We start from the raw sequence: 26,396 nt of genomic DNA on the forward strand, positions 1-26,396 counted from the left end.
GCTACCGGTTGCTTTCGAGGAGTTGCTTGAGGTTCTGGTAGCTGGTCGGTGCTTCGTGCCGCGCCTGCCTGCGTACCAATGGCACCAGGGGCACGCCGAGTCCGTGGCCCTCGAAGTCGAGGGTGAACGTGACGCGAGATCGGGTTCCGTTTTCGATCGGCTCGACGGCGATCGTGGCGTGTGGGCGGATGGGGCCGTCGATGCCCTGGGCGGCCCACCGGTGGGGCGGGTCGTTGACGGTGATCTGCTGGCTCATGGTGCGCTCGGCGCCCCTGATCCGGCGGCTGGTGGTGAACTGTCCGTTGTCGAGGAGCCGCACCCGCACGACGTCGTGCTGCCATTCGGCGAATCGCGACGGATCGGTGGCGTAGGCGAAGACCTCCTCCGGTGGACGCGCGATCTCGATGGTGGAAATCAGTGGTGCCATCGTTCCTCCCTGTTACCAGTGTGCGCTGCTGTCCGTCAGTGGTATGACGGTCGGTGCGGCGGGAGGGTAACGGGTGGACGATTTTGAGGCGCACCGAGGCCAGCTGCTCGCGGTGGCCTATCGCATGCTCGGGTCGCGGAGCGACGCTGACGATGCTGTCCAAGAGGCATGGATGCGGGTGGCGCGTGCCGATATCAGCGGGGTACAGAACATCCGGGCGTGGCTCACCACCGTGGTGGCGCGGGTGTGTCTGGACATGCTGCGGTCGCGTACCGCGCGGCGGGAGGTGTCCCTTGCCGCGCCGCTGCCGTTGGCGGGGCCGGACCCGGAGCAGGAGGCGGTGCTGGCGGACTCGGTCGGGCTGGCGCTGTTGGTCGTGCTGGACACGCTGGCGCCGGCGGAGCGGCTGGCGTTCGTCCTGCATGACATGTTCGCCGTGCCCTACCGGGAGATCGCCCCCATCATCGGGCGTTCGAGCGATGCGACGAAGATGCTCGCCAGTCGCGCACGGCGCCGGGTGCGGGCCGCCCAGGCGCCTGACCTCGATCCGGGCCGGCAGCAGGAGGTCGTCGATGCGTTTCTCGCTGCGTCGCGGGACGGCGATTTCGCGGCGCTGCTCAAGGTGCTCCACCCTGATGTCACGGTCTGCGCGGACGCGGTGGCCGCTCCTTCCCGGGGTCCGGTACGCCTGCGTGGTGCTCGTGCCGTCGCCGGCCAGGCACTGCTGTTCTCGCACCGGGCCGAGCATGCCCGGACTGGGCTCGTCGATGGCGTCCCGGCGATTCTGGTGAGACCGCATGGTCGTCTCGTCACGGTGTTGGCCTTCACGATCTTCGATGACCGGATCACCGCGATCGACGTGATCGCCGATCCGCAGCGCCTGCGTCGGCTCACCGTTGGGGGGCTTGAGCCGGCGGGACCAATCTCCGGCGTTCCGGGATGGGATCCGACGCGTGACCGTGATGCTGGACCTATGCGAGACGTAGCTGATGTCCCGGTTGTGGGCGGACCGGCCGACGGACGCACCGCCACTGTCGAACTCGACGACCATGGGCAGCCGCCGGCCGAGCTGCACCCGGGCGAGATCGACGTCGACGGCGACGGCCTGTACGTGCGGGAGCCCGTCGTTGGCGCCGGGCCGCCCTGGACCTACCACTGGCAGGTGGCGACCCGTTGACCGTACGAGAGCAACGGCAGGCCGCCTCCGACCGAGCCTGGTGATCGTGGTGGGTAGAGTGGCGACCCGTGGAGAAGGCACGGCAGTCGCGCCGCGACGGCGGCATCACGGCTCTGGTGGAGGGGTTCTTCGGGGCGGCCTGGTTCGGTTGGGGGCATGCGGCCCCGCCCGCCTGGCTGGACCCGTGGTTGACGGTCGGCAGCGTGACCGCCCTGCTCGTCGCGGTCGTCGGCGCGGTGGTCGGTTTCTCCAGCCCGGCGTCGACCGCCGCGATCAACAACCGGGCGGCGGGCCGGCGGTACGGGATCATCGTGGGTGTCGAGTTCGGACTGGCCGCGCTGGGCGCCGCCCTTCTGGGTGGGCTCGGACAGCCCGGCTACGTCCCGGTGTGGATCTGCGCGGTGGTGGGCGTTCATTTCCTGCCGCTGGTGTCGGTGCTGCGCGACCGGAACCTCATTGCGCTGGGCATCCTGGTTACGGCGGCGGCGGTCGTGGCGCTGATCGTCGGCCTCACCACCGACGTGACGCCGGGCACGATCACCGGGGTCGGCGCGGGGCTGGCCCTGTCGGTGTTCGGCGCGCTCGCGCTCGTCGGGGCGTTGCGCCAGCCGCGCCTGCGCCCTCAGGCGGCCTAGCACCCGGCTGCCCCGTACCTGGGCGGCGCGAGTCGCGCGAACGATGTGCGGGGTGCTGGCAGGATCGCTGGGGTGCGGGTGGGTGATGCGCGGGCGGCGGCGGTCGACTGGGTGTGGGAGCAGGCCCGGCGGGACCCTGGGATCGAGGGCGCGTTCTTCAGCGGGTCGACGGTGGGGTTGCCGGACCATGCGGTGCTGCCGGCGTCGTCGGACGTGGACGTGCTGCTGGTACGGGACGGGCCGGGCGTGAAGCTGGGCAAGTTCCGGCATCGGGGGGTGCTGTTGGAGGTCAGCGGCGTGTCCTGGGCGGAGTTGGGTGGGCCGCGGGACGTGCTGGGGTCGTGGGTGTTCGCCCCGTTCTTCCGTACGGACACGGTGATCGTGGATCCGACGGGCCGGCTTGCGGCGGTCCGGGAGCGGGTGTCGGCGGAGTGGGCGGACCCGGTGTGGGTGCGGCGCCGCGTGGCCGGGGTGCGCCGGCGGATCGAGGACGGGTTGCGGCGGCTGGACGCCGACGCGCCGCTGCACGACCAGGTGCTGGCGTGGTTGTTCCCGACGTCGGTGTTGGCGGTGCTGCCGCTGGTGGCGGGGTTGTGGGATCCGACGGTGCGGCGGCGGTACGTGCGGGCGCGGGAGGTCCTCACCGGTTACGGGTTCGGGGACCGGTATCCGGAGCTGTTGGCGTCGCTGGACGGCGGCGGGGTGGGTCCGGGGCGGGTGCGGGAGCACCTGGCCGGGTTGGCGGTGACGTTCGATGAGGCGGCGCGGGTGGCGCGTACCCCGTTGCCGTTCCGGGCGGATGTCAGCGTGGCGGGGCGGCCGGTGGTGGTGGACGGCAGCGCGGAGCTGATCGGGGCGGGCGCGCACCGGGAGGCGATGTTCTGGATCGTGGTCACGTACGCGCGGTGTCACGCGATCCTGGCGGCGGACGCCCCGGACCGGGCGCGGGTGTTGCGGCCGGCGTTCGAGGCGGCGGTGGCGGACCTGGGGGTGAGCTCGGCCGCGGACCGCCGCCGGCGGGCGGACGCCCTGGTGTGGTCCCTGCCGCGGTGGCAGGCGGTGGTGGATGCGGTCGCGGCGCGCGCTGTGGCAGGCTGAGGGTGGACGCGACTGGCGGCACGGGGATGGCAGCAACCATCGGGGAGCTCGTCGCGGGGGTCGACCGCCTGGGCCTCCGCGGGCGAGGTGTGGCATGTCTTCTTCAGGTACGACGGCTCGACTGCTGCCGGGTGGGCCGGTGGCGGAGCGGGTGCTGGCGGAGGTCGCCGAGGGTGTGACGGCGCTGCGCGCGGCGGGGGTGACGCCGGCGTTGGCGACCGTGCTGGCGGGCGACGACGACGCGAGCGCGGGGTACATCCGGATCAAGCAGCGGCAGGCGGCGGAGTTGGGGTTCGCGTCGCCGCACGTGCATCTGCCGGCGTCGGCGTCGCAGGCGGATCTGCACGCGGTGCTGGAGGACTTCAACTCGGACAAGGGTGTGCACGGGGTGCTGGTGCAGCATCCGATTCCGGGGCATCTGGACTACGACCGGGCGTTGGCGGTGCTGGATCCGGACAAGGACGTGGACGGGATGCACCCGGTGAACATGGGCCGGCTGGCGTTGGGGTTGCCGGGTCCGTTGCCGTGTACGCCGGCGGGCATCGAGGCGTTGCTGGCGTTCCACGGGGTGCCGGTGGCGGGCCGGGAGGTGGTGATCCTGGGCCGCGGCGCCACGTTGGGTCGGCCGTTGGCGATGCTGTTGGCGCAGAAGCGGCCGACGGCGAATGCGGCGGTGACGGTGGTGCACACCGGGGTGGCGGACTGGCCGCGGTACAGCCGGCGGGCGGAGATCCTGGTGGCGGCGGCGGGGGTGCCGGGGATCGTGCGGCCGGAGCATGTCCGCCCGGGCGCGGTGGTGGTCGGCGGTGGGGTGCGGTACGAGGGGCGGCGGCTGCTGCCGGACGTGGATGAGTCGTGTGCCGAGGTGGCGGGGGCGATCACGCCGCGGGTCGGTGGGGTGGGTCCGACGACGGTGGCGATGTTGTTCCGCAACGCGGTGCGGGCGGCGCAGCGGTCGGCCGGGCTGGACTGATCCTCAGGTGACGGGGCGGCCGAGCCAGCTGGAGAGCCAGTCGAAGGCGGGGCCTTCGGCGGCTTCCCAGACGGCCATGCTGTGGCCGCCTCCGTCCACGTACGAGGTGGTGACGTCGAGTGGGGCGTGGGCGAGGCGGCGCAGGGTTTCCGCGTCGTGGTGGGCCCTGCGGTCGGCGAGGCCGCTGGACAGGTAGAGGGCGACGGCGGGTTGGGGCAGGTGGTGTAGCCGCCAGGCGTCGTCGTTGAGGGTGTGTTCGGTGCCGTCGCCGATGGTGATGCCGGGATCGGCGTAGCCGGAGAGGCTGGCGGCGGTGGTGTACCGGTCGGGGTGGCGCAGGGCGAGGTTGGTGGCGCAGTAGCCGCCGGCGGAGTAGCCGATGAGGCCCCAGCCGGCGCGGTCGGTGCGTACCCGCAGGCGGGCCTCGGCGGCGGCGGGCACGTCGACGGTGAGGAACGTTTCGGCCTTGGGGCCGTGGGTGAGGTCGGTGCACTCGGTGTCGAGCAGGGCGTCGGGGGTCTGCGGGGGGAACAGCACGACGGTGGGGGCCATCCGGCCGGCGGCGATCTCCTGGTCGAGGTGGTGGGCGGCGGCGAGCCGGTTGACCCAGGAGGCGGGTGAGCCGGGGAAGCCGTGCAGCGCCTCGATGACCGGGAAGCGTGCGGTGGGCTGCTGGTGGTAGGCGGCGGGCAGGTAGGCGCGGACCGGGAGGGTGAGGCCGCTGGCGGCGCCGGTGACGGTGAAGGTGAACATGTGTCCGCCGCTGTGGCCGCCGGTGTCGGCGGCCGCCGTGGCGTCGCCGGGGGTGGTGGTGTCCTGACCGGCGAGGGCGGACCAGGTGGTGACGGTGTCGACCTGCCGGTTGATGCAGATGCCGGTGGCGGCGAGGGCGGTGGCGAGGCAGAGGACGCCGGTGGCGCTGCGCTGGGCGGCGCGGCGTACGCCGCTGCCGCGGTCCCAGGTGATGGCGAGCAGCACGGCGGCCAGGACGGCGGCGGTGGTCGCGGTGAGGGCGGCGGCGAGGCTGTCGGGCGCCATGGTTCAGCCTCCGCGGTGCGGGGTGCGGGACGGGTGGTCGTGCGGTTGTGGGGGCGGCGGGATGAGCGGGGCGGGTGCGCCGAGCGGCGCCGGGGTCTGCTGGCAGGCCCAGGTCAGCGCGGCCGGGAGCCCGTCGGCGGGGCGGGCGTCGAGCCGGGTGGCCGGGTTGCCGGGGCGGCCGGGTGGGCCGAGAACGGCGAGGGTCTCGGTGGTGGGCAGGTCGGTGGGGGCCGGTTGCCGGTTGTGGGCCGGGGCGTCGTCGAGCAGGGCGAGGGTGGGATAGCGGGTGGGTGCGGCCCGGACGACGGCCCGGGCGAGCGGGGTGAGGCCGGCGGGGGCGACCAGGGCCCAGCTGTGGGTGGTGACCCGCAGGTCGCGGGTGAGGCTGGTGGGCAGGGCGTCGGTGAGGGTGTCCGGGGTCGCGGTGGGCCGTAGGTGGGTGAAGACGAGGACGGTGGGCCCGGCGTGGTCCTCGGCGGCGTGGGCGGCGGCGGCTTCCCGGGCGGGGTCGGCCTGGTCGGTGAGGACGACCACCGGGTAGCGCCAGGTGGGGTGGCGCGGGTAGTCGGCGGGGACGACGACGGTGGGGGCGGCGGTGAGCGGCCAGCTGGTCCAGCGGGGCGGGTGCCAGGCGAAGCTGACCGGGTCGGTGCCGGCGCGGGCGGCCCGGGTGGTGAGCCACCGGTCGAGGTGCCCTGGTCGGGCGGCGGCGGTGTGGTGCCGGGTGGCGTCGGCGGGCAGCAGGTCGGACCAGGTGGGATAGAACTGTTCCGCCCGGTTGACGGCGACGCCGACGGTGAGCAGGGCGAGGGCCTCGGTGAGCAGGAGGGCGGCGACTCGGGTGAGGGTTCGCCGGCGGCCGGCGCGGCGCCAGGTGCGGGCGGTGAGGGTAGCGGCGGCGACGGCGGCGACGCCGACGAGGGTCAGCAGCGGTAGGCCGGTCAGCGACATCGGCTGCCCCTCCCCTCGTCTCACCATCGCTACCACGCTCGACCGGCCGGCGGCGGCGTTTCGCGGCCGGTCCCGCCGTGGTGGTCGCCGCCGACCGTAGGTGGTGCAGCTGAGGGTTAGCTGCGAGCGCTGAGGTCGACGACGAGGGGCCGGTGGTCGGAGATGGTGGACAGCGGGGTGTCGACGGCGGTGACGGGTGGAAGCCGGTCGAGTCCGCGCCGGTCGGCGAGGATGTGGTCGAGTTGGACGCGGGGTTGCCCGGCCGGGTAGGTGGGGCGCCGGCCCAGGGGCAGCCAGCCGGACAGCAGGCGGACCGGGCCGGCGGGAAGGTTGAGGTCGCCGAGGAGGATCCGCGGGGCAGGCAGGGTGCGCAGGGCCCGCACGACGCGGCGCAGCTGCAGGATGTTCCAGCCGGGGACGAAGGAAAGGTGGGTGGCGGCGACGGTGACCGGCCCGTACGGGGCGTCGAGGACGGCGGCGAGGACGACGCGGGGTTCGTCGCGCAGCAGGACGAGTCCCCCACCGGGTCCGGGCACGTAGATCGGGGAGCGTACCGGGGCGGGGCGCAGGCGGATGACCTGCCAGGAGCGGACCGGGTGTCGGCTGACCAGGCCGACGCCGTAGAGGGGTTCGCCGTGTCCGTCGTCGTCGTGGGTGAGGGGGCGGAACTGTTCGCCGGGGGTACCGACGACGGCGGCGGCGAAGTGGTGTTCGGGGGCGTCGAGGGCGCGCGCGGCGATGGTGGTGAGGTCGAGGTTGCCGCTGCGGGACTGGTCCCGGTCGACCTCCTGCAGGGCGAGGACGTCGGCGTCGAGCGCGGCGACCGCGGCGGCGAGCCGGTCGGGGTCGACGAGCCCGTCGGTGAGGGACCGGCCGTGCAGCACGTTGAAGGTGGCCAGGCGCACCAGCACACCCTACGTCCGCGTGGCAGGCTTGCCGGGTGCTCAAGGCGTTGGTCTGTTCGGTGCTGGTGTTCGTGGCGGTGGCGTCGGTGGGCCTGTGGTTGCGGCGCCGTCGGGGGCGGTGAGCCTGGCCACAGGACGTCTCGTGGGGCCGGTGGTGGTGGGAAGAATGGCCGCCCGTGGATCCTCTGTCGCTGACCACCCTGTTGACCGCGGCCGCGATGGCGGGCTGGGTGGACGCCGTGGTCGGTGGTGGCGGCCTGTTGCTGTTGCCGGCGTTGCTGGTGGCCGCCCCGGGGATGCCGGTGGCGACGGCGTTGGGGACGAACAAGCTGGCGGCGATCTTCGGTACGTCGACCGCGGCGGTGACGTATGCCCGGCGGACGAAGCTGGACTGGGCGGTGGCCGGGCCGGCGGCGGGGTTGGCGGTGCTGACCGCGGGGTTGGGCGCGGTTCTGGCCGGGGCGGTGCCGGCGGGGGCGTACCGGCCGGTGGTGCTGGTGGTGTTGCTGTCGGTGGCGCTGTTCGTGTTGACCCGGCCGCGGCTGGGGGTGGTGTCGCGTCCGGAGCGGCGTACGCGGGCGCGGGTGGCCGCGGCGGTGGCGGCGGCCGGGCTGGGCATCGCCCTGTACGACGGTTTGATCGGCCCGGGCACCGGCACGTTCCTGGTGTTGGCGTTCACCGCGTTGGTCGGGGCGGACTTCGTGCACGCCTCGGCGATGGCGAAGGTGGTCAACGCCGGCACGAATCTGGGGGCGCTGGTGGTGTTCGCGGCGACCGGGCACGTGTGGTGGCTGCTGGGCGCGGCGATGGCGGTGTGCAACGTCGCCGGAGCCGCGCTGGGCGCGCGGATGGCGCTGCGGCGCGGCTCCGGCTTCGTCCGGGTGGTGCTGCTGGTCGTGGTGGCGGCCCTGGTGGCCAAGCTCGGCTACGACCAGTGGCTGGCGGGCTGACGCCGGCTCAGGCGTGCCGGACCACCTCGTCGTAGTCGAGGCGGGGCAGCCGGGGGAACCAGGCGTTCGGGCCGGGCTTGCCGATGTTGACCACGAGCAGGGACCGCCAGCTGCTGTCGGCGAAGAACTCCTTGTCCATTCCGTCGGCGTCGAAGCCGGCCATCGGGCCGGCGGCCAGGCCGGCGGCGCGGACGGCGAGCAGCCAGTAGCCGATCTGCAGGGTGGCGTTGAAGCGGGCCATCCGCTCGCGGGCGACCGCGTCGGCGGCGAGGCCGTCGCGCATCTGCGGGCGGATCGGGAAGACCCGCGGGATGAATTCGTGGAAGTCGGTGTCTGCGGCGAGGACGGCGACGACCGGCGCGGCGGCGGTCTTGGCGCGGTTGCCCTCGTTCATGTGGGCGAGCAGCCGCTCGCGCGGCTGCTCGTCGCGGACGAACAGCACCCGCAACGGCTGGGTGTTGGCGGCGGTGGGCGGGTACTTGGCCAGCTCGAAGATGGCGCGCAGCTGTTCGTCGCTGACCGGTTCGTCGGTGAAGGTGTTGGCGGTGCGGGCGTCGGTGAACAGTTGGGCCTGCGCGTCGGGGTGCAGGGTGATCAGGTCGCTCATGTGGTCCTCGCTCCAGCGGGCCGCTACGCAGAAGCGAGCAGCTAGCTTTTTAGTAGTGCCTTGCCCGGCGAGGGTAGCGCGTACCCTGGGGGCATGACGACGAGGCCCCAGGTGGGCGCCGCTCCCCGCGCGTGTGCCGCCGGCCTGGCTCGGGCCTTCGCGTTCCTCGGCAAACGGTGGAACGGCGTCCTGCTGGGCACCCTCGCGAACGGCCCCGCCGGCTTCGCCGAGCTGGTCCGGGCGCTGCCCGGGATCAGCGAGTCCGTGCTGTCCGACCGGCTCGGCGAGCTGTGCCGGGTCGGCCTGGTCTCCCGCACGGTCCGGGAGGGCCCGCCGGTCGGGGTCAGCTATCAGCTCACCGACCGCGGCGCCGCTCTGGCACCCGCGCTGGAGGCGCTCGCCAGCTGGGCGGACGAGAACCTGCCGGCCGAGCCGGGACGCGGTGGCGGCTGCTGACCGCCGCCATGTGATCATCACCCGGTGCCGCTACGCGCCGAACACGACCGGGCCGTCCTGGCCGAGCTGCTGGGCCGGGACCCGGTGCTGCACGCCTACCAGCTCGGCGACCTGGACGACTTCTTCTGGCCGTACACCTCGTGGTTCCGCCGCGACGACCAGGTGGCCCTGCTCTACCACGGGCTCGAGCTGCCGACGCTGCTGGCGTTCGCCCCGCCCGAGCGCACCGGCGACCTGGCGGCGCTGCTGACCGAGCTCGCGCCGGTGCTGCCGACCCGGCTGTGGGCACACCTGTCCCCCGGCCTGGACGCCACCCTCGCCCGCTGGTACGAGCTGTCCGACGCCGCCGCGCACCATCGGATGGCGCTGACCGACCCGGCCCGACTGGCCCGGACCGCCCCCGACGGGGAGCTCCTCGACCGGGCCGACCTGCCGGCGCTGCGCGACCTCTACGCCGCCGCCTACCCGGGCAACTGGTTCGACCCGCGGATGCTCGACACCGGCCAGTACGTGGGGATCCGCGAGGACGGCGACCTGGTCGCCGTCGCCGGGGTGCACGTCTGGTCGCCCACCTGGCGGGTGGCCGCCCTGGGCAACGTCACCACCCATCCGCGGGCCCGCGGCCGCGGGCTGGCCGGCGCCGCCGTGGCCGCGCTCTGCGCCCGACTGCGCGACACCGTCGACCACGTCACGCTCAACGTCCGCGCCGACAACAGCGCCGCCGTACGCCTCTACGAGCGGCTCGGCTTCACCCGCGTCGCCAGGTTCACCGAGTGCGGGCTCAGTCGCCGGCCATGACCGGCCGGCCACCCCGTTGACGTGACGCCCGCGGCGTGACGCCGGGGTGGCCGGACCCGCCGGCCACCCCCGGACCGCGGGCTACAGGCCCCGGCTGGGCGAGTGGAACCGGCCGGCGCGGATCTCCCGCAGCGCTCGGCGGCGGGTCTCGCCGCGCAGCGTGTCGACGTACAGGCGGCCGTGCAGGTGGTCGGTCTCGTGCTGCAGGGCCCGGGCCAGGAAACCCCGGCCGGAGATGGTCAGCGGCTCGCCGTGCTGGTCGAAGCCGTGCGCGGTGGCCTGCATCGCCCGCTGCGTCGGGAAGTACAGCCCGGGGATGGACAGGCAGCCCTCGTCGTCGTCCTGGAGCTCCTCGGACAGCTCCAACGTCGGGTTGATCAGGTGGCCCCGGTGGCCGTCGGCGTCGTAGACGAACACCTGCGCGTTCACCCCGATCTGCGGGGCGGCCACCCCGGCCCGGCCGGGCGCGCCGAGCAGCGTGTCCATCAGATCCTGCACGAGCGCGCGCAGTTCGGCGTCGAAGCTGGTCACCGGCTCGGAGGGGGTACGCAGCACGGGGTCGCCGATGATCCGGATCGGGCGCATAGTCATGCCCGGAAGGCTATCCGTCCGTTACCCCGGCCGGTGTGCGCACCCGCCGGTCACCCGGCGGTCCGGTCCCGGACCAGGGCCTCGACGCCGTCGAGGAGGCGGGCCAGCCCGAACTCGAAGGCGCGGGCCGGGTCGGCGGCGGCCTGGTACTCCTCACCCGCGGCGGTGCCCACCCGGGCGGCCAGGGGGAACCGCCGCGGGTCGAGCACCCGCTCCAGGTACGGGGCGTGCGCGTGCCACCACTGCTGCTCGGTCATGCCGGTGCGCTGGGCGGCCTGGGCCACCTCCACGGCCCCGCGTACCGCGCCGTGCACGTAGTTGTCCACGAGGGTGACCACGGCGTCCATCTCGAGGTCGGTCAGGCCGATGCCGTCGACGGCGCGCAGCTCGTACTCGTACTTGGCGATCACGTTGGGGCCCAGCGGCGGGCGGGTGGTGGCGACCTGGAGCAGCCACGGGTGGCGCAGGTACAGCGCCCGGTTCTCCCGGGCGACCAGCTCGAGGCGGCCCCGCCAGCCGCCGGCCACGTCGTCGGGGCGAGCGGTCTCGCCGTAGACGGTGTCGAGCATGACGTCGAGCAGCTCACCCTTGCCGGGCACGTGCGTGTAGAGGCTCATGGTGCCCACCCCGAGCCGCTCGGCGACGCGGCGCATGGACAGCACGGCCAGGCCCTCGGCGTCGGCGACCTCGATGGCCGCCCGCACGATCCGGGCCACGGTGAGGTCGCCGCCCTTGCGGCTGGGCTTGTCCCGGGTGCGCCAGAGCAGGGCGAGGCTGCGGACGGGGTCGCCGGTGCCGCTGTACTCGGTGGTCACGTCCGGGACCCTACCGCCGGTCGGGGTCCGCTCCGCGCGGTCCGGGCGCCAGGCCGGTGTCGACGATCCGGTCGCGCAGCGGGCGGCGGCGCAGCGCGGCGAGGACCGCGTACAGCTCGTCGGCCAGGGGTACGGGCAGCTCGACGTCGAGCTGCCGCATGGCGCTGGTGGTGGCCGCCCACTCGGCCTCGATGACGGGTCGCAGCGCGTGGGCGCGGTCGGTGAGGGTGACGATGCGCTGTCGGGCGTCAGTGCCGGGGGCGAGGGTGACCAGGCCGGCGCGGCTCATCTGGGCGACGGTCTGGCTGGCCGCGGAGTGGGTGACGCCGACCCGGTCGGCGAGGTCGCGGATGGGCAGCGGCCCGTCGGCGAGCAGCACCCGGACCAGGGGCGAGTAGCGGGGCCGGTAGTCGGCCAGGTCCAGCTCGGTGTAGACGGTGGCGACGTCACCGTCGAGGAGCTCCAGGACGTGGCGCAGCAGGGTGCCCAGCGCCTCGCGGTCGGGGGTGGCGGTCACGTCCGCTAATGTAACAGCACTGTTGTATCTGGCCTGTGGGAGGGGAACCGGATGTATCCACCGATCGAGCCGTACGCGCAGGGCCTGCTCGACGTCGGCGACGGCCAGCGGATCCACTGGGAGACCTGCGGCAACCCGGACGGGCGGCCCGCGCTGGTGGTGCACGGCGGACCCGGCTCCGGCGCCACCCCCTCCTGGCGGCAGCTGTTCGACCCGGCCGCCTACCGGATCGTCCTGTTCGACCAGCGTGGCTGCGGCCGCAGCACCCCGCACGCCAGCGACCCGGCCGTGGACCTGTCGGTCAACACCACCGCCCACCTGCTCGCCGACATGGAACGGCTGCGCGAACACGTGGGGGTCGACCGGTGGCTGCTCTGCGGCGCCTCGTGGGGGTCGTCGCTGTCCCTGGCGTACGCCCAGCGCCACCCGGAGCGGGTCACCGCGCTGGTGCTGTTCAGCGTGGTCGCCAACACCCGCCGGGAGATCGACTGGGTGACCCGCGACATGGGCCGGGTCTTCCCCGAGCAGTGGACCCGGTTCCGCGACGGTGTGCCCGAGGCCGACCGCGACGGCGACCTGTCCGCCGCGTACGCCCGGCTGGTCAACGACCCGGACCCGCAGGTCCGCGACCGGGCCGCCCGGGACTGGTGCGCCTGGGAGGACGTGCACGTCTCCCTCGCCGGCGGGTTCAAGCCCAGCCCCCGCTACGCCGACCCGGTGTTCCGCACGGCCTTCGTCCGGATCGTCACCCACTACTTCAGCAACCTCGGGTTCCTGCCCGACGGGCAACTGCTGCGCGACGCCGGCAAGCTCGCCGGCATCCCCGGCGTGCTGGTGCAGGGGCGCCTGGACGTCAGCGGCCCGCCGGACATCGCCTGGCAACTCACCCGGGACTGGCCGGACGCCCGGCTGGAGATCGTCGAGTCCGGCGGCCACGGCAGCGGCCACGGCGTGGGCGAGCGGGTGGTCGCCGCACTGGACGACTTCGCCCGCGCCTGACCCGATCCGGCGGCGGGGCGGGTCAGCCGGCCGCCAGCAGGGCGCGGATCGGGGCGGCCTTCGCCGCCGCCTCGGCGACCTCGGCGCCCGGGTCGCTGCCCCAGGTGATGCCGCCGCCGGCCCACAGGTGCAGCCGCTGGGCGTCGGCTGCCGCGGTGCGGATGGTCAGGCCCAGGTCGATCCGGCCGGGCGCGACCCAGCCCAGCGCGCCCATGCCGGCGCCCCGGCCGACCGGTTCCAGGGCCGCGATCTCCGCCAGCGCGGCGAGCTTCGGCGCGCCGGTCACCGACCCGCCGGGGCAGACGGCGCGCAGCAGCGCCGCCAGGCCCAGCCCGTCGGCGGGCGCCGCGGAGACGGTCGACTCCGCCTGCCACAGGTCACACCACCGGCGTACGGCGAACAACTCGTCGACGCGGACCGAGCCGGTGCGGGCCACCCGGGCCAGGTCGTTGCGTTCCAGGTCGACGATCATCACGTGCTCGGCGCGTTCCTTGCTGGAGGCGAGCAACTCGCGGCGGCCGACGTCGGTGGCCGGCCGGGTGCCCTTGATGGGTCGGGTGACCAGGCGCCCGCCCTCAAGGGCGATCAGCGTCTCCGGGGAGGCGCAGCCGACCGCCCAGCCGAGGCCGGCCAGGGTGCCGCCGTAGCGGGCGCCGGGCAGGGCGGCCAACCGGGCCAGGGCGGGCAGCGGATCCCCGGTGTACGGGGCGTCGGCGTGGCCGACGAGGTTGACCTGGTAGACGTCGCCGCGGCCGATCGCGGCGCGGACCGCCTCGACGGCGTCGGCGTGCTCCCTGGCGGTCCAGCTGTCCCGCCAGTCCCCCAACCACCAGCCGCCGGCGGTGGGTCGGTCGCCGGCCGGCCGGGCGACCGACCCGCCGGCGTGGGCGTGGACGACCACGACCAGGTCCGGCAGGGCCGGCACCGGGGTGGGCGGGCCGGTCGGGCCGCCGGCGGCGTGCGCCCCGGCGGCGGCGGAGACGTAGAGCGCCGCGCCGCACACGCCGTCCGGGTCGTGGGCGGCCGGGCGGCCCAGGTCGTCCAGGACGAGGCCGTGGGCGGCGAGGAATTCCTGCGCGAGGGCGGCCGGGTCGCCGCCGTCGGTGAGCCGCCACTCCAGGCGGGCCCGTTCGACGAGGCGACCCCGGCAGCTGCGGGGGGCGCCGGGGACATCTACCGCACCCGCCGGGAGCGTTCCCACACCGTCCGGACCGTTTCCGCTCATCCGTTCAGCCGATTCTGGGTGAACAACCCGGAACCTTGCTCGATAGCGCGCACTTCCGCTTGGTACTGTGCGTCACTGGTCATGTGAACCATGACACAGTGCCCCCACAGTCCGGAGAACCCGATGTGCCAGCACCAACCCACCTGCCCCTCTGCTGACGCGACCGACCGAGAAGCTGCCCGGGTCATCGCCTGCTTCCCTGAGCAGGGCTGGAGCCTGCTCTGCAACGGAGTGATCGTCTTCGAGGACACCGGTGAGCTGCTCCCCGACGGCAGCAGCATCGCCCCGCACCGCGGCCCCGCCCGACACGCCCTCGTCGCCTGATTTCACCACGCTGCGTGACCGCAGCGTGCACCGTCGACCCAGGCTAGCCCGCCGCCGGGCCGCCCTCCCCAGGTCGACGCCCCGCCGGGGCGGCCCGAAGACCGCCCCGGCTCGCCCGTCTCAGCTCTCGAACGCCTCCGGCGCGGGGCACGAGCAGATCAGGTTCCGGTCGCCGTACGCCCCGTCGATCCGCCGCACCGGCGGCCAGTACTTCCCCGCCCGGTCCACCCCGGCCGGGTACGCCCCCACCGACCGCGGGTACGGATGCGGCCACTCGTCGCCCGAGACCATCGCCGCGGTGTGCGGGGCGTTGGACAGCGGGTTGTTCCCCGCCGGCCACTCCCCCGACCCCACCTTGTCGATCTCCGCCCGGATCGCGATCATCGCGTCGCAGAACCGGTCCAGCTCGGCCAGGTCCTCGCTCTCGGTCGGCTCCACCATCAGGGTCCCCGCCACCGGGAACGACATCGTCGGCGCGTGGAAGCCGTAGTCGATCAGCCGCTTGGCCACGTCGTCGACGCTCACCCCGGTCGCCTTCGTCAGCGGCCGCAGGTCCAGGATGCACTCGTGGGCCACCAGGCCCTTGTTGCCGGCGTACAGCACCGGGAAGTGGTGGCGCAGCCGCGCCGCCACGTAGTTCGCCGCGAGCACCGCCACCCCGGTCGCCCGGGTCAGCCCCTCCGCGCCCATCATCCGCAGGTACGCCCACGGGATCGGCAGGATCCCCGCCGACCCGTACCGGGCGGCCGCGATCGCCGGCCGGCCGTCCTCGCGCGCCCCGGCCGGGTCGCCCGGCAGGAACGGCGCCAGATGCGCCCGCACCGCCACCGGACCCACGCCCGGGCCGCCGCCACCGTGCGGGATGCAGAATGTCTTGTGCAGGTTCAGGTGCGACACGTCCGCCCCGAACCGGCCCGGCTTGGCGAACCCGACCAGGGCGTTGAGGTTCGCCCCGTCGACGTACACCTGACCGCCGGCGTCGTGCACCTTCGCGCACAGCTGCGCGATGCCCGTCTCGTACACGCCGTGCGTCGACGGGTACGTCACCATGATCGCGGCGAGCGCGTCCCGATGCTTGTCGATCTTCGCGTCCAGGTCGACCAGGTCGACGTTGCCGTCCACGTCGCAGGCCACCACGACCACCCGCATGCCGGCCATCACCGCCGACGCCGCGTTGGTGCCGTGCGCCGACGACGGGATCAGGCACACGTCCCGGTGCCCTTCACCGCGCGACCGGTGATACGCCCGGATGGCCAGCAGCCCGGCCAGCTCGCCCTGCGACCCGGCGTTGGGCTGCACGCTGACCGCGTCGTAGCCGGTGACCTCCGCCAGCCAGTCCTCCAGCTGGCCGATCAGCTCCCGGTACCCGGCGGTCTGGGACTCGGGGGCGAACGGGTGCAGGTGGGCGAACTCCGGCCAGGTGACCGCCTCCATCTCGGTGGTGGCGTTCAGCTTCATCGTGCACGACCCCAGCGGGATCATGCCCCGGTCCAGGGCGTAGTCGAAGTCGGCCAGCCGCCGCAGGTACCGCAGCATCGCCGTCTCCGAGTGGTGGCTGCGGAACACCGGGTGGGTCAGGAAGTCACTGGTGCGCAGCAACGCCTCCGGCAGCCGGGTGTCGGTCTCACCGTGCGCGGCGGGCACCCCGAACGCGGCGCACACCGCGTCCAGGTGGGCGTGGGTGGTGGTCTCGTCGCAGGAGATCCCCACCCGGTCGGCGTCGACCAGCCGCAGGTTCACTCCACGCTCCGCCGCCGCGGCGACCACCTCCGCCGCCCGAGCGGGCACCACCGCGGTGACGGTGTCGAAGAACGGCACGTCGTCGACCTCGACGCCACCGACGCGCAACGCGCCGGCAAGCCGGGCCGCGGCCCAGTGGGTGCGCTCCGCGATCTTCCGAAGCCCCTCCGGGCCGTGGTAGACCGCGTACATGCCGGCCATCACCGCCAGCAGCACCTGCGCGGTGCAGATGTTGCTGGTCGCCTTCTCCCGCCGGATGTGCTGCTCGCGGGTCTGCAACGCCAGCCGGTACGCCGGGTTGCCGTCCGCGTCCTTCGACACCCCGACCAGGCGGCCGGGCAGCATCCGCTCCAGGCCCGCCCGTACCGCCAGGTAGCCGGCGTGCGGCCCGCCGAAGCCCATCGGTACGCCGAAGCGCTGGGTGGTGCCGGCGGCGATGTCGGCGCCGATCTCACCCGGCGGGCGCAGCAGCGCCAACGCCAGCAGGTCCGCGGCGACGGTCACCAGCGCGCCGACCGCGTGGGCGGCCTCGACCAGCCCGGCGTGGTCACGGACCGCCCCGGACGCCCCCGGGTACTGCAGGTGCAGGCCGAAGAACTCGCCGGGCAGCTCGTCGCGCGCCACGTCGACCACGCGCACGTCGATGCCGAGCGGCTCGGCCCGGCCGATGATCACCGCGATGGTCTGCGGCAGGGTGTCCGCGTCGACCACGTACACGGGGCTCTTGCTCTTGGACGCGCGGCGGGCGAGGGTCATCGCCTCGGCCGCCGCGGTGCCCTCGTCGAGCATGGAGGCGTTCGCGGTGGCCAGCCCGGTCAGGTCGGTGACCATGGTCTGGAAGTTCAGCAGCGCCTCCAGGCGCCCCTGGCTGATCTCCGGCTGGTACGGCGTGTACGCCGTGTACCAGGCCGGGTTCTCCAGCACGTTGCGGCGGATCACGCCCGGGGTGTGGGTGCCGTGGTAGCCCAGGCCGATCATCGACACGGCCACGGTGTTGCGGGCGGCCAGGGCACGCAGCTCGGCGATGGCCTCCCGCTCGCTGGCCGGGGCCGGCAGGTCCAGGGTGCCGTGCCAGCGGATCACCTCGGGGATCGCGGCGTCCATCAGCTCGTCGATGGAGCTGTAGCCGACGGTCTCCAGCATCCGGCGCTCGTCGCCCGGATCGGGACCGATGTGCCGGTCGGCGAACTGCTCTGCGGTCATGCGCTGCGCTCCTTGCGGGGGCGAGGTCGACGGGTCGGCCTCCCCCTGAGTCGCGCTGACGCGCTCCACAGTGCCTGCCCACGTGGTCCTTTTGCCTGAGAGGTTCCGGGGAGGAATCTGCCCCTTCGGCGCCGTCCGGGGTGTTTCCGGGCGGTCTCTCCCGCGTGGGTGGTACCGGCATGGTCAACGCTACCAGCGACCGGGTCACCGGCTCATGTCGTACCCCGCCGGCCCTGCGCTACCCGGCCGCGGCCGCCACCGCCGCCGGCGCGGCGCCGCCCGCGGTGTCCGGGTTCGGGGTCGGGGTGGCGACCCGGTCGGCCAGGGCGGTCAGCACGCCCCCCAGCGGCGCGTCCAGGGTGAGGGTGGCGTGCCCGTCGCCGCGGGTCGGCCCCTGGTTGACGATGGCCACCGGGATGCCGAGCTTCGCCGCGCGGATCACGAACCGGCGCCCCGACATGACCGTCAGCGAGGAACCCAGCACCAGCAGCGCCCGGGCCCGCTCGACCCGGGCGAAACAGTCGGCGACCCGGGGCGCGGGCACCGTTTCGCCGAAGAACACCACGTCGGGTTTGAGCATGCCGGTGCCGCAGATGCCGCAGTCGACCGTCCGGAACCGGGTCACCGCCTCGTCGGGCAGGTCGACGTCGCCGTCGGGGTTGACGTGGGCGACGTGCGTGTCGAACCCGGGGTTGGCCTCCCGCAGCCGCCGGTCCAGCTCCTCCCGGGAGGTGAGGTTGCCGCAGTCCAGGCAGGTCACCTCGTCGAGGCGGCCGTGCAGCTCGATCACGCCGGTGCTGCCGGCGGCGCTGTGCAGGCCGTCGACGTTCTGGGTGATGATCCCGTCGACCAGGCCGGCCTGCTGCAGCCGGGCCACCGCCCGGTGCCCGGCATTCGGCGCGGCCCGGGCGATCATCCGCCAGCCCAGGTGGCTGCGCGTCCAGTAGCGCCGCCGCGCGTCCGGGTCACGGGTGAACGCCTGGTACGTCATCGGGGTGTGCCGGCGGGCCGCGCCGCTGGGCCCCCGGTAGTCCGGGATGCCGGACTCGGTGGACAGCCCGGCGCCGCTGAGCACCACGACGTCCCCGGCGGCCACCATCCGGGTCAACGCGTCGAACGTCTCCGTCACCCGTCCATGCTGCCTCACCGGACCGGCGGCGGCGACCGGCCGCCGGCGACCGCCCTCACCCACCGGCCGCTCTCGACCGAGGTCGGCGGGCAGGTGTCCACTCGCCCGCCGGGCGGCACACCGCGCGGCTAGGTTGGGGACATGCGCGTCGTCATCGCCGGAGGCCACGGCAAGATCGCCAAGCTGCTGGAACGGGAACTCGCCGGGCGCGGCGACACCGCGGTCGGGCTGGTCCGCAACCCCGACCACGCGGCGGCGCTGCGCGCCGCCGGCGCCGAGCCGGTCGTGTGCGACCTGGAACGCAGCGACGTCGACGCCGTCGCCGGGCACGTGGCGAGCGCCGACGCGGTGGTGTTCGCCGCCGGCGCCGGGCCGGGCAGCGGCGCCGCCCGCAAGGACACCGTCGACCGGGCCGCCGCCGTGCTGCTCGCCGACGCCGCGCAGCGCGCCGGGGTGCGCCGCTACCTGCTGGTCTCGTCCATGGGCGTCGACTCCCCACCCGCCGAGGGCACCGACGAGGTGTGGGCGGCGTACCTGCGGGCGAAGAAAGCCGCCGAGGAGGACGTGACCAGCCGGGACCTGGACGTGACCGTGCTGCGCCCGGGGCGGCTCACCGACGACGAACCCGTCGGCCGGATCACCCTCGCCCGGCAGGTGCCGCCCGGCCCGGTCACCCGCACCGACGTAGCCCGGGTGCTGCTCGCCCTGCTCCACGCCCCGGACACCGCCGGACTGACCCTGGAACTGGTCGGCGGGGAGACCCCGATCGCCGACGCCATCCGCGCCGCCGTCGCCGCCTCCTGACCCGCAATCCCGGGTCGGCCCGCCGGCGGGGCGGGCCGACCCGCGTCAGTGCTGGTGGCGCGGCAACGCCGCCTGCGGCTGCCCACCCCCGACCGGGGTCGCCTCGTGGGCGATCCGCTCCATCGTGCGGGCCAGCTGCTCGCTGCCGTCGTCCAGGTGCCGCGCCGCCGCCCGCATGTGCGAGATCATCATGTCGCCGAAGATCCGCAGCGCCTCCCGGGTGGCCACCGAGTCGTCGAAGTTCGGCCCGGCCGTGCTGCGGTACTGCGCCACCGCCCGCTCGGCCTCCTGCTTCGCCTCCTCCGCCGCCGCCCGCATGTAGCTCTCGTACTGCATCTGGGCGTACTCGGCGACCCGGCGGGCGTAGTCGTGCGCCTGCGCGATGATCTGCTCCGCCTCCCGCTGCGCCGCCGACAGCAGGTTGACCTCCTTGGCCGCCGGCAGCGACGCCGCCGGGTCGGTGCTCGGGATCACCCCGTGCCGGTGCAGCTCCAGGTGGTCGTTGAGCCGCTCGTTCTCCGCCCGCAGGTTCGCGATCTGCGTGGACAGCACATCCAGCTCGTCGGCCACCTGCATCCGGAAGCGGTCCACATCGGCGTGGTCGTAGCCACGACGGGCGAACGACGCCGAGTCGAACTCCCACCGGCGCACCCGGTCCGCCGTCAGACGCACCTGCACACCACCGGAGAACTGTCCGCTCTCGTACCTGCTGATCGGGGTCGCGCTCACCGGACACCTCCGGATTCGTCAGGGGCGGTCGCACTCCGCCACATCGGTCCGTACCAGTGCTTGCCGAACCCCTCGTGGTGCAACTGACTGGCGTGGTAGCCCGCCTGCGTCAGCGCCGTCACCGAGTGGCTCACCATCTCATCGGAACCACACACGTACACGTGCCGGGACCGCCAGTCACCGTCGGCCAGCGCCCGGTCCGCCACGTACACCATCTCGCCGGGGCGCAACGGATCCGCGCCCACCACGTAGTTCACCGTCAACCACGGATACGACGCGGCCAGCTTGTCCATCGCGTCGGTGTCGTAGAACTCCGCCCGCGAGCGGGCGCCCACGTACAGGTCCACCCGGCGGCCCGATCCCTCCGCCGCGACCTGCTCGACGAGGGCCTTCACCGGCGCCCAGCCGGTGCCGCCCGCCAGCAGCAGCAGGTCGGCGGTGCCGGCCTGCCACAACGTCAACCGGTCACCGACCGGCGAGGCCAGGTGGATCTGGTCACCCACCGCGCACCCGTACACCAGCCGCGACGACACCACACCGCCGGGCGCCGCCCGCACGTGCAGCTCCAACGTCCCGTCCGGGCGGGGGGCGTTCGCCGGCGAGTAGTACCGCCAGGACCGCACCGCCGGATGCGACACCCCGATCGACTGCCCGGGGATGAACGGCAGCAGGTACTGCGGCCGCACCGTCAACACCGCCACGTCGAACGACCGCCGCTCGTGGGCGAGGATCTCGGCCACCCACCACGGCGGGGCCACCGTCTCGGCGGCCTCCGCCGCCTCGATCATCACCTTCGACACCAGCCCGTACGCGGCCGTCCAGTCCTCGGCCAGGTCGTCGGTCCACACCTCACCGAGGAAGTGCCGCAACGTGGCCACCAGCGCCTCACCGACCGCCGGATAGTGTTCGGCGCGCACCGCGAACTTGCGGTGATCCGCGCCCAGCTCCTGCAGGAACCCGACGAGGCGGTCCACCTGGTCCACGTGGGACACGATGTGCCCCAGCGCCGACACCAGGCGATCCCGCTGCCCGGCCATGTTCGTGGGGAACATCTGCCGGGTCTCCGGGTACGCCAGGAACAGCGTCGAGTAGAAGTAGAGCGGTACCTGGTCGCCGTGCGCGGCGACCAGGGACCAGCTCCGCTTGAGCCGTGCCGCGTCCACGCTCAGGCGTTCCCCGCCGAAACGACCTGGTCCTGCACCTGGCCCAGCACGACCTGCACGTCGGCGATGATGTCGCCCGGCACACCCAGTTCGGTCAGCGTCGTGGTCAGGTGCTCACCGACCTTCGCGTAGTGCGCCGCCGGGATCCCCAACGGCTGGTGCGCCTCGGCCAGCCCACGACCGGCGTACTCGTTCGGGCCGCCGAGCACCACGGCCAGCATCAGCGCCAGGTGTCGCCGCTGCTCGGACATGTTCACGTCGGAGAAGTAGCCGGCGAGTTCCGGATCGGCCAGCACCTTGTCGTAGAACAGCTCCACCGCCGCCTTCACCGCGGCGGCGCCGCCGATGCGCTCGTAGTGGGAGACAGGTGTGGTCTCTTCGGTCACCGTCATGGTGTCGTTTCCTTCCGGCAAGGGGGTCACGCGGGCAGCGCCGCGAAGGGGCAACCGGTAGCCGGCGCGCGTCGCACAGCGGTCCACCGAACGTCCACGCGCAAGCGACCGTGTCGGACCATAGCGTGCCCGCCGGAAAGGGTCACGTCGGCCCGGTCCGATTCGCGACAACGGTCAACTACGGACAGTCAACGACGATCGTCGGCTCGCTCGCCCCATGCGATCCCGTCGCGACGCTGCGTGGACACCGTGGCACCGCCGCGCCCTCGACGGTCCCTTTCGGACGCCCGCGGTCGACAACCGCCACGCTCGCCGTTTCCGCAGGTCGCGGCAGCAGCGCCGGGCCGGCGGCCCGGATGCGGTGACCGACCACCGCCGACGCAACCATCCGGACGAGCGGCCGACACACCCCGTGACCAAAAAAGAGGACCGCACCTTACCCATTTGGGCGTGGCGCGGTCCGCGGAAGCTACCACCGCCCGGTCAGCCCGCCCGACGCCGCGCACGCCGCGCGGCCAACTCGTCACCCACCGACTCCGACGGCTCCGGCGACTCCTCCGGTGGCACCACCGGCTCCTGACCGCCCACCGGCTCCGCCGGCAGATGCGACAGCGAACCCTGGATCTCCTTGAACGCGCCACCGATCGCGATGCCGAACACCCCCTGGCCGCCCTGCAACAGGTCGACCACCTCCTCCGGCGACCGGCACTCGTACACCGTCGTCCCGTCGGAGATCAACGTGATGCCGGCCAGGTCCTCCACCCCACGCGACCGCAACGCCTCGATCGCCTTACGGATGTTCTGCAACGACACCCCGGCGTCCAGCAGCCGCTTCACGACCTTCAACACCACCAGGTCACGGAAGGAGTACAGCCGCGACGTCCCCGACCCCGACGCATCGCGCACACTCGGCACGACCAGGCCCGTGCGGGCCCAGTAGTCCAACTGCCGGTAGCTGATGCCCACGGCCTGACAGGCGGTCACACCCCGGTAGCCCACCTCGCCGTCACCGCCCGGCTGCTGCTGTTCCGTACCCGGACCAGGATCTCGCGGCTCGTGCATCCGGACAACCTCCCCGCCCGTGCGGTGCCACGTCGTCTCCCCGTACGTGCACCCCTCGACAACCGCAACCCTATAGCGGCCCTCAGGACTTACCACGCAGGAACGACCGCGACACGCCGCGCAGCCACCAGGAAGATCACCAACCGCAGTCGACCGTCACCCACCGTAACGGCCGCTCGCGTCCACGCCGAGCCCCGACCCGGCCACCACTCAGCCCGCGAAGTCCTCCGGCCGCACCTGATCCAGGAACTCCCGGAACTTCTCCACCTCGTCCTCCTGCTCATCGGGGATCACGATCCCCGCCTCACTGAGGACCTGCTCGGCACAACGAATCGGAGCCCCGACCCGCAACGCCAACGCGATGGCATCACTCGGGCGCGCCGACACGCGCAGCCCATCACCGATCAACAGATCGGCGTAGAAGACGTTCTCCTTGAGCTCGGTGATCTCCACCGCCCGCAACGGCGCCTGCAACGCCGCCAACACGTCCCGCAGCAGATCATGCGTCAACGGCCGCGCCGGCTTGACCCCCTGCTGCTCGTAGGCGATCGCCGTCGCCTCGACCGCGCCGATCCAGATCGGCAGATAGCGGTCCCCCTCGACCTCCCGCAGCAGGACGATCGGCTGGTTGCTGGGCAGCTCCACCCGAACTCCGACCACGCTCAGCTCGCGCACCGCCGCCTCCGTGTCGTTGTCACCTATGCCCGCACCGCGTCCTTCCCTGCACGGTACACGGACCGCGACACGAGAGTCCTGTGCGCTACGTGCACCACGCCTCGCCGGAGGGGCTTACCCCAGCAAGCCTACGACACGCTCCCCGAGACAGATCTTTCCCAACCCACCGACGGCAGAGGCCGGGCGCCCCCACGACACCCGGCCCCACCACACCTCAACGACCCAACGTCGACCGCAGCCCCACCCGCACCAGAGCCGCATGCAACTGCTGAGACAACGCCGACAGCTCCCGCGCCGTCTCCGCCGCCCGGGCCCGCGCCGCCGGATCACTCTGCCGCGCCAACGGAGCCACCAACTGCGCGAACAGACCGACCTCCCGATCCGCCGCCGTCCGGTACCCCCGCAGATGCCGCGGCTCCAACCCGTACCCGGCCAGGCCCGCCACCGCCCGCGCGATGATCAACGCATCGGCGTCGTACCAACCCGGCGGATCCGACACCAGCACACCGAGCCGCTCCAACTCCACCAACGTCGACTCGTCGATCCCGCTCCGGGAAACCAGATCCGCCCGCCCCAGCCGCACCGCCGACGACTCGGCGGACTCCTCCACCTCCCGACCCGGCACCTCACCGCCCGGACCCACCGCCACCAACGTCGGCCGCGGCCGGCCCGGCGCCGAACCCGACGCGTCCCACTCCGCCAACTGGTCACGGATCACCCGCAACGGCAGATACTGGTCCCGCTGCGCGGTCAACACGAACCGCAACCGCGCCATGTCGTCCCAGCTGAACTTCCGATACCCCGCCGGCGTCCGCTGCGGCTCCACCAGGCCCTCGGCCTCCAGGAACCGCAACTTCGAGATGGTGACGTCCGGGAACTCCGCCCGCAACTGCGCCAACACCTCACCGATGCTCATCAGCGGGGTGGAACGCGCCGCACCGGACGGCGTCGAAGCCGCAGGCCCGTTCACCCCCGGCCGGCCTCCTCCTCCGGACGCGGACCGGCGATGAACACCACGCGGAACTTACCGATCTGCACCTCGTCACCATTGCTCAACGTGGCCGCCTCGACCCGCTCCCGGTTCACGTACGTCCCGTTCAAGCTGCCCACGTCCCGCACCGTGAACGTGCCGCCGTCCCGGTGGAACTCGGCGTGGCGCCGCGACACCGTCACGTCGTCCAGGAAAATGTCACTGTCGGGGTGCCGCCCACTCGTCGTCACATCGTGGTCCAACAGGAACCGGGCACCCGCGTTCGGACCCCGGCGAACCACCAGCAGCGCCATTCCCGGGGGCAGCGAACCGGACATCCGGCTCGGCACCACATCGGTGTCCGGGCCCTCCAGCACTTCGTCTAGCGAACCGAGATTGAGCGTCGAAGTGACGTCGAGCGGGGGGAACTCGTCGTCTGGGCGCGTCATGGGACCACCTCACGGATCTGTTTCGGTCGGCGTCGGGAATGGCGGGTCTGGCCGCCGGGCAGTCACACACCCGGCGGCTGGCTCCCCGTGCCCGGGAAGGCGCATTCCACAACGCTCAACTATTGGGTTCTCGGTCGACTGGGCGAGCCTAGCCAGCGCCGAAATGCAGGGCAACCGGACGCGCGGAGACGAGCCCCCGCCGCCCGGGATGACAACTCAGCTCTCAGTGAGCTCGCGGTACGCACCAGCGGTCAGCAAACCCTCGACCGCGGCCGGATCATCCGGGGTGATCTCCAACAACCACCCCGCACCGTACGGATCCGTGTTGATCACCTCAGGGGTGTCGGCCAACACCTCGTTGCGCGCCGCCACCGTCCCGCTCACCGGGGCGTAGATCTCCGACACGCTCTTCGTCGACTCGATCTCACCCAGCGGCTCACCCGCCGCCACCACCGCACCCTCGTCCGGCAACTGGACGAACACGATGTCACCCAGGGCGTCCTGCGCGAAGTGCGTGATACCGACCCGGACGGCGCCGCCGTCACCACCAACCACCCACTCGTGCTCGGCGGTATACCGCAGATCCTCAGGAATCACCAGCTGCGTCCTTCATCCATCCGTGCACCGGGGGGAAAACCGGCGCGGCCCGGAACGGTCAGGAGACCGGCCGGGCGTGATCCAGCTTGATCGGCGCGTGCAGCTGCGAAACCTCCACAGCCTCATGCTCCTCGGGCGTCACGTTACCGCCGGCATCCCGCACCGATGCGACCACCCCGCCAGGAATGTTCAACGCCGTACGCATCGTCGCCGGATCCCCGATCACCGTGATCGTGAACGGACCACGCAACCGCCGCCCATCCACCACCAGCCCACCACCGTCCGCCTCCACGAAATACGTCGACGCGATGATCCGCACCGCCGTCCCGTCCGACCCGGCGATCTGCATCGCCTCCGCACCCGCGCCCCGCAACTCCTGCACCGCGTCCAGGATCCGCGCCGACGAGATCGCCTGGTCCGAACCCTCGAACCGCACCGACAGGCCCGGCCCCACCGCCGGCAACGTGCCCGCCAGGATGCCCAGCTCGTCCGCCCGCCGCGTCGCCTCCTCCAACGCCGCCTGCCGACCCTGCTCACCCGAACGCAACTGACGCTGGCTGTCCTCCAGCCCCTCGATGTCCTGCCGCAGCCGCCGCTCCCGCGAATCCAGATCCGACGAGATCCGGACCAGGTCCTCCTCCCGCGTCGCCGCCAGGGTCGGATCCGTCGACGTCGTCTTCAACTGCACCACCAGGGTGAACCCCAGCAACGCCAACAACACCGCGATCATCGCGCCCGCCGACGTCAACCGGCGCGACACCGGCAACCGCTTCGCCGCCGCCGCCGCGTCCGGCCCGTCACCCTCCGGCTCGCCCGCCGGCGGCACGTCCGCCTCCCGCTCCGCCGGCTCCGCCGGCGCCAACGGGCTCAACTCGTCCGGGTCCGGCGCATCCGGGCGCGGATCCGGCTCACCCGCCGGACCCGTCGGCCGCGCCGGCTCCGCCGGCTCCGGCCACCCGGTCCCCGTTTCCCTGTGCTCGTCGCTCATCGCCACAAA

The 26,396-nt window shown here is 73.2% G+C and carries 30 protein-coding genes and 1 riboswitch; of the genes, 10 read left to right on the forward strand and 20 right to left on the reverse strand.

All coding sequences use genetic code 11. The features are described from left to right. Window position 1 precedes the first annotated feature (1 nt). A complete protein-coding gene (locus ACFYOS_RS21085) occupies window positions 2-427 on the reverse strand; it encodes an SRPBCC family protein (protein ID WP_387144051.1) in 426 nt (141 codons plus the stop codon). A gap of 73 nt (window positions 428-500) precedes the next feature. Between ACFYOS_RS21085 and ACFYOS_RS21090 the strand changes: the two genes are divergently transcribed. The 4 genes from ACFYOS_RS21090 (at window position 501) to ACFYOS_RS21105 (ending at window position 4,310) form a co-directional block, all read left to right on the forward strand. Beyond that, window positions 501-1,604 (forward strand): sigma-70 family RNA polymerase sigma factor, encoded by a 1,104-nt coding sequence (locus ACFYOS_RS21090; protein ID WP_387144054.1) that lies wholly within the window; start codon window positions 501-503, stop codon window positions 1,602-1,604. Between the two features lie 68 nt (window positions 1,605-1,672). Next, window positions 1,673-2,239 carry a hypothetical protein gene (locus ACFYOS_RS21095; protein ID WP_387144057.1) on the forward strand — a complete coding sequence of 189 codons (567 nt, stop codon included), beginning with the start codon at window positions 1,673-1,675 and terminating at the stop codon, window positions 2,237-2,239. Window positions 2,240-2,311: 72 nt separating this feature from the next. Continuing rightward, window positions 2,312-3,337 (forward strand): hypothetical protein, encoded by a 1,026-nt coding sequence (locus ACFYOS_RS21100; protein WP_387144060.1) that lies wholly within the window; start codon window positions 2,312-2,314, stop codon window positions 3,335-3,337. 94 nt (window positions 3,338-3,431) lie between these two features. Then, a complete protein-coding gene (locus ACFYOS_RS21105) occupies window positions 3,432-4,310 on the forward strand; it encodes a bifunctional 5,10-methylenetetrahydrofolate dehydrogenase/5,10-methenyltetrahydrofolate cyclohydrolase (protein WP_387144063.1) in 879 nt (292 codons plus the stop codon). A 3-nt stretch (window positions 4,311-4,313) separates the two neighbouring features. Here ACFYOS_RS21105 and ACFYOS_RS21110 read toward each other — a convergent pair whose 3' ends face one another. The 3 genes from ACFYOS_RS21110 to ACFYOS_RS21120 form a co-directional block, all read right to left on the reverse strand. Further along, entirely contained in the window at window positions 4,314-5,348 is a 1,035-nt protein-coding gene (locus tag ACFYOS_RS21110; protein WP_387144066.1) for an alpha/beta hydrolase, read from the reverse strand. A 3-nt stretch (window positions 5,349-5,351) separates the two neighbouring features. After that, window positions 5,352-6,326 carry a hypothetical protein gene (locus ACFYOS_RS21115; protein ID WP_387144070.1) on the reverse strand — a complete coding sequence of 325 codons (975 nt, stop codon included), beginning with the start codon at window positions 6,324-6,326 and terminating at the stop codon, window positions 5,352-5,354. An 89-nt stretch (window positions 6,327-6,415) separates the two neighbouring features. Then, on the reverse strand, window positions 6,416-7,204 hold the full coding sequence (locus ACFYOS_RS21120; protein WP_387144073.1) for an endonuclease/exonuclease/phosphatase family protein: 789 nt from the start codon (window positions 7,202-7,204) through the stop codon (window positions 6,416-6,418). Between the two features lie 176 nt (window positions 7,205-7,380). Between ACFYOS_RS21120 and ACFYOS_RS21125 the strand changes: the two genes are divergently transcribed. Then, complete coding sequence (locus ACFYOS_RS21125; RefSeq protein WP_387144076.1) at window positions 7,381-8,154, forward strand: sulfite exporter TauE/SafE family protein; 774 nt, start codon at window positions 7,381-7,383, stop codon at window positions 8,152-8,154. A gap of 7 nt (window positions 8,155-8,161) precedes the next feature. On the opposite strand, the gene ACFYOS_RS21130 is transcribed toward ACFYOS_RS21125, so the two are convergent. Continuing rightward, window positions 8,162-8,761, reverse strand: a complete 600-nt coding sequence (locus ACFYOS_RS21130; RefSeq protein WP_387144080.1) for a malonic semialdehyde reductase — start codon at window positions 8,759-8,761, stop codon at window positions 8,162-8,164. Between the two features lie 93 nt (window positions 8,762-8,854). On the opposite strand from ACFYOS_RS21130, the gene ACFYOS_RS21135 reads away from it, so the two are divergent. Then, window positions 8,855-9,217, forward strand: a complete 363-nt coding sequence (locus ACFYOS_RS21135) for a winged helix-turn-helix transcriptional regulator (RefSeq protein ID WP_387144083.1) — start codon at window positions 8,855-8,857, stop codon at window positions 9,215-9,217. 24 nt (window positions 9,218-9,241) lie between these two features. Then, window positions 9,242-10,015 carry a GNAT family N-acetyltransferase gene (locus ACFYOS_RS21140; RefSeq protein ID WP_387144086.1) on the forward strand — a complete coding sequence of 258 codons (774 nt, stop codon included), beginning with the start codon at window positions 9,242-9,244 and terminating at the stop codon, window positions 10,013-10,015. Between the two features lie 81 nt (window positions 10,016-10,096). Here the strand turns inward: ACFYOS_RS21140 and def are convergent, their stop codons facing one another. The 3 genes from def to ACFYOS_RS21155 are packed head-to-tail and all read right to left on the reverse strand — an operon-like array spanning window position 10,097 to window position 11,938. Further along, window positions 10,097-10,606 carry a peptide deformylase gene (gene def / locus ACFYOS_RS21145; protein WP_387144089.1) on the reverse strand — a complete coding sequence of 170 codons (510 nt, stop codon included), beginning with the start codon at window positions 10,604-10,606 and terminating at the stop codon, window positions 10,097-10,099. A 50-nt stretch (window positions 10,607-10,656) separates the two neighbouring features. Then, a complete protein-coding gene (locus tag ACFYOS_RS21150) occupies window positions 10,657-11,421 on the reverse strand; it encodes a TetR/AcrR family transcriptional regulator (protein WP_387144092.1) in 765 nt (254 codons plus the stop codon). A 10-nt stretch (window positions 11,422-11,431) separates the two neighbouring features. Beyond that, entirely contained in the window at window positions 11,432-11,938 is a 507-nt protein-coding gene (locus tag ACFYOS_RS21155) for a MarR family winged helix-turn-helix transcriptional regulator (RefSeq protein ID WP_387144095.1), read from the reverse strand. Window positions 11,939-11,989: 51 nt separating this feature from the next. Here ACFYOS_RS21155 and pip point away from each other — a divergent pair, with 51 nt between their 5' ends. Beyond that, the gene (gene pip, locus ACFYOS_RS21160; RefSeq protein ID WP_387144098.1) at window positions 11,990-12,937 is read left to right on the forward strand and encodes a prolyl aminopeptidase; all 948 of its coding nucleotides are present in this window, start codon (window positions 11,990-11,992) and stop codon (window positions 12,935-12,937) included. Window positions 12,938-12,959: 22 nt separating this feature from the next. On the opposite strand, the gene ACFYOS_RS21165 is transcribed toward pip, so the two are convergent. Further along, a complete protein-coding gene (locus ACFYOS_RS21165; protein WP_387144101.1) occupies window positions 12,960-14,162 on the reverse strand; it encodes a chorismate-binding protein in 1,203 nt (400 codons plus the stop codon). A 123-nt stretch (window positions 14,163-14,285) separates the two neighbouring features. Between ACFYOS_RS21165 and ACFYOS_RS21170 the strand changes: the two genes are divergently transcribed. Further along, on the forward strand, window positions 14,286-14,486 hold the full coding sequence (locus ACFYOS_RS21170; RefSeq protein WP_387144104.1) for a DUF5999 family protein: 201 nt from the start codon (window positions 14,286-14,288) through the stop codon (window positions 14,484-14,486). Between the two features lie 120 nt (window positions 14,487-14,606). On the opposite strand, the gene gcvP is transcribed toward ACFYOS_RS21170, so the two are convergent. Both gcvP and ACFYOS_RS21180 read right to left on the reverse strand, forming a co-directional pair. Beyond that, window positions 14,607-17,429, reverse strand: coding sequence for an aminomethyl-transferring glycine dehydrogenase (gene gcvP, locus ACFYOS_RS21175; RefSeq protein ID WP_387144107.1), 2,823 nt, complete (start codon window positions 17,427-17,429; stop codon window positions 14,607-14,609). 73 nt (window positions 17,430-17,502) lie between these two features. Then, window positions 17,503-17,602, reverse strand: a riboswitch (glycine riboswitch). Between the two features lie 65 nt (window positions 17,603-17,667). Then, a complete protein-coding gene (locus ACFYOS_RS21180) occupies window positions 17,668-18,528 on the reverse strand; it encodes an NAD-dependent protein deacetylase (protein ID WP_387144205.1) in 861 nt (286 codons plus the stop codon). Window positions 18,529-18,699: 171 nt separating this feature from the next. On the opposite strand from ACFYOS_RS21180, the gene ACFYOS_RS21185 reads away from it, so the two are divergent. Next, complete coding sequence (locus tag ACFYOS_RS21185; RefSeq protein WP_387144110.1) at window positions 18,700-19,362, forward strand: NAD(P)H-binding protein; 663 nt, start codon at window positions 18,700-18,702, stop codon at window positions 19,360-19,362. A 45-nt stretch (window positions 19,363-19,407) separates the two neighbouring features. On the opposite strand, the gene ACFYOS_RS21190 is transcribed toward ACFYOS_RS21185, so the two are convergent. The 9 genes from ACFYOS_RS21190 to ACFYOS_RS21230 form a co-directional block, all read right to left on the reverse strand. After that, the gene (locus ACFYOS_RS21190) at window positions 19,408-20,091 is read right to left on the reverse strand and encodes a DivIVA domain-containing protein (protein WP_387144113.1); all 684 of its coding nucleotides are present in this window, start codon (window positions 20,089-20,091) and stop codon (window positions 19,408-19,410) included. Further along, complete coding sequence (locus tag ACFYOS_RS21195) at window positions 20,088-21,254, reverse strand: globin domain-containing protein (protein WP_387144116.1); 1,167 nt, start codon at window positions 21,252-21,254, stop codon at window positions 20,088-20,090. The genes ACFYOS_RS21190 and ACFYOS_RS21195 overlap by 4 nt, the downstream gene beginning before the upstream one ends. A gap of 2 nt (window positions 21,255-21,256) precedes the next feature. Beyond that, the gene (locus tag ACFYOS_RS21200) at window positions 21,257-21,646 is read right to left on the reverse strand and encodes a group 1 truncated hemoglobin (RefSeq protein ID WP_387144120.1); all 390 of its coding nucleotides are present in this window, start codon (window positions 21,644-21,646) and stop codon (window positions 21,257-21,259) included. A 483-nt stretch (window positions 21,647-22,129) separates the two neighbouring features. Further along, window positions 22,130-22,708, reverse strand: coding sequence for a MerR family transcriptional regulator (locus tag ACFYOS_RS21205; protein WP_387144123.1), 579 nt, complete (start codon window positions 22,706-22,708; stop codon window positions 22,130-22,132). 210 nt (window positions 22,709-22,918) lie between these two features. Continuing rightward, complete coding sequence (locus tag ACFYOS_RS21210; RefSeq protein WP_387144125.1) at window positions 22,919-23,383, reverse strand: bifunctional nuclease family protein; 465 nt, start codon at window positions 23,381-23,383, stop codon at window positions 22,919-22,921. 214 nt (window positions 23,384-23,597) lie between these two features. Beyond that, on the reverse strand, window positions 23,598-24,299 hold the full coding sequence (locus ACFYOS_RS21215; protein WP_387144128.1) for a MerR family transcriptional regulator: 702 nt from the start codon (window positions 24,297-24,299) through the stop codon (window positions 23,598-23,600). Between the two features lie 50 nt (window positions 24,300-24,349). Beyond that, complete coding sequence (locus tag ACFYOS_RS21220; protein WP_007071101.1) at window positions 24,350-24,802, reverse strand: FHA domain-containing protein; 453 nt, start codon at window positions 24,800-24,802, stop codon at window positions 24,350-24,352. Between the two features lie 216 nt (window positions 24,803-25,018). Next, on the reverse strand, window positions 25,019-25,399 hold the full coding sequence (gene gcvH / locus ACFYOS_RS21225) for a glycine cleavage system protein GcvH (RefSeq protein WP_387144131.1): 381 nt from the start codon (window positions 25,397-25,399) through the stop codon (window positions 25,019-25,021). A 58-nt stretch (window positions 25,400-25,457) separates the two neighbouring features. Further along, on the reverse strand, window positions 25,458-26,387 hold the full coding sequence (locus tag ACFYOS_RS21230) for a DUF881 domain-containing protein (RefSeq protein ID WP_387144134.1): 930 nt from the start codon (window positions 26,385-26,387) through the stop codon (window positions 25,458-25,460). Window positions 26,388-26,396: the final 9 nt, after the last annotated feature.

This window comes from Micromonospora sp. NPDC005806, assembly GCF_042871425.1.
Classification (GTDB): Bacteria; Actinomycetota; Actinomycetes; order Mycobacteriales; family Micromonosporaceae; genus Micromonospora.

Coding starts and splice junctions, on each gene's coding strand:
- ACFYOS_RS21085 (WP_387144051.1), bottom strand. CDS start 427: ATGGCACCACTGATTTCCACCATCGAGATCGCGCGTCCACCGGAGGAG.
- ACFYOS_RS21105 (WP_387144063.1), top strand. CDS start 3,432: ATGTCTTCTTCAGGTACGACGGCTCGACTGCTGCCGGGTGGGCCGGTG.
- ACFYOS_RS21110 (WP_387144066.1), bottom strand. CDS start 5,348: ATGGCGCCCGACAGCCTCGCCGCCGCCCTCACCGCGACCACCGCCGCC.
- ACFYOS_RS21115 (WP_387144070.1), bottom strand. CDS start 6,326: ATGGTGAGACGAGGGGAGGGGCAGCCGATGTCGCTGACCGGCCTACCG.
- ACFYOS_RS21130 (WP_387144080.1), bottom strand. CDS start 8,761: ATGAGCGACCTGATCACCCTGCACCCCGACGCGCAGGCCCAACTGTTC.
- ACFYOS_RS21135 (WP_387144083.1), top strand. CDS start 8,855: ATGACGACGAGGCCCCAGGTGGGCGCCGCTCCCCGCGCGTGTGCCGCC.
- def (WP_387144089.1), bottom strand. CDS start 10,606: ATGACTATGCGCCCGATCCGGATCATCGGCGACCCCGTGCTGCGTACC.
- pip (WP_387144098.1), top strand. CDS start 11,990: ATGTATCCACCGATCGAGCCGTACGCGCAGGGCCTGCTCGACGTCGGC.
- ACFYOS_RS21165 (WP_387144101.1), bottom strand. CDS start 14,162: ATGAGCGGAAACGGTCCGGACGGTGTGGGAACGCTCCCGGCGGGTGCG.
- ACFYOS_RS21170 (WP_387144104.1), top strand. CDS start 14,286: ATGTGCCAGCACCAACCCACCTGCCCCTCTGCTGACGCGACCGACCGA.
- gcvP (WP_387144107.1), bottom strand. CDS start 17,429: ATGACCGCAGAGCAGTTCGCCGACCGGCACATCGGTCCCGATCCGGGC.
- ACFYOS_RS21180 (WP_387144205.1), bottom strand. CDS start 18,528: ATGGTGGCCGCCGGGGACGTCGTGGTGCTCAGCGGCGCCGGGCTGTCC.
- ACFYOS_RS21185 (WP_387144110.1), top strand. CDS start 18,700: ATGCGCGTCGTCATCGCCGGAGGCCACGGCAAGATCGCCAAGCTGCTG.
- ACFYOS_RS21200 (WP_387144120.1), bottom strand. CDS start 21,646: ATGACGGTGACCGAAGAGACCACACCTGTCTCCCACTACGAGCGCATC.
- ACFYOS_RS21205 (WP_387144123.1), bottom strand. CDS start 22,708: ATGCACGAGCCGCGAGATCCTGGTCCGGGTACGGAACAGCAGCAGCCG.
- ACFYOS_RS21215 (WP_387144128.1), bottom strand. CDS start 24,299: ATGAGCATCGGTGAGGTGTTGGCGCAGTTGCGGGCGGAGTTCCCGGAC.
- ACFYOS_RS21220 (WP_007071101.1), bottom strand. CDS start 24,802: ATGACGCGCCCAGACGACGAGTTCCCCCCGCTCGACGTCACTTCGACG.
- ACFYOS_RS21230 (WP_387144134.1), bottom strand. CDS start 26,387: ATGAGCGACGAGCACAGGGAAACGGGGACCGGGTGGCCGGAGCCGGCG.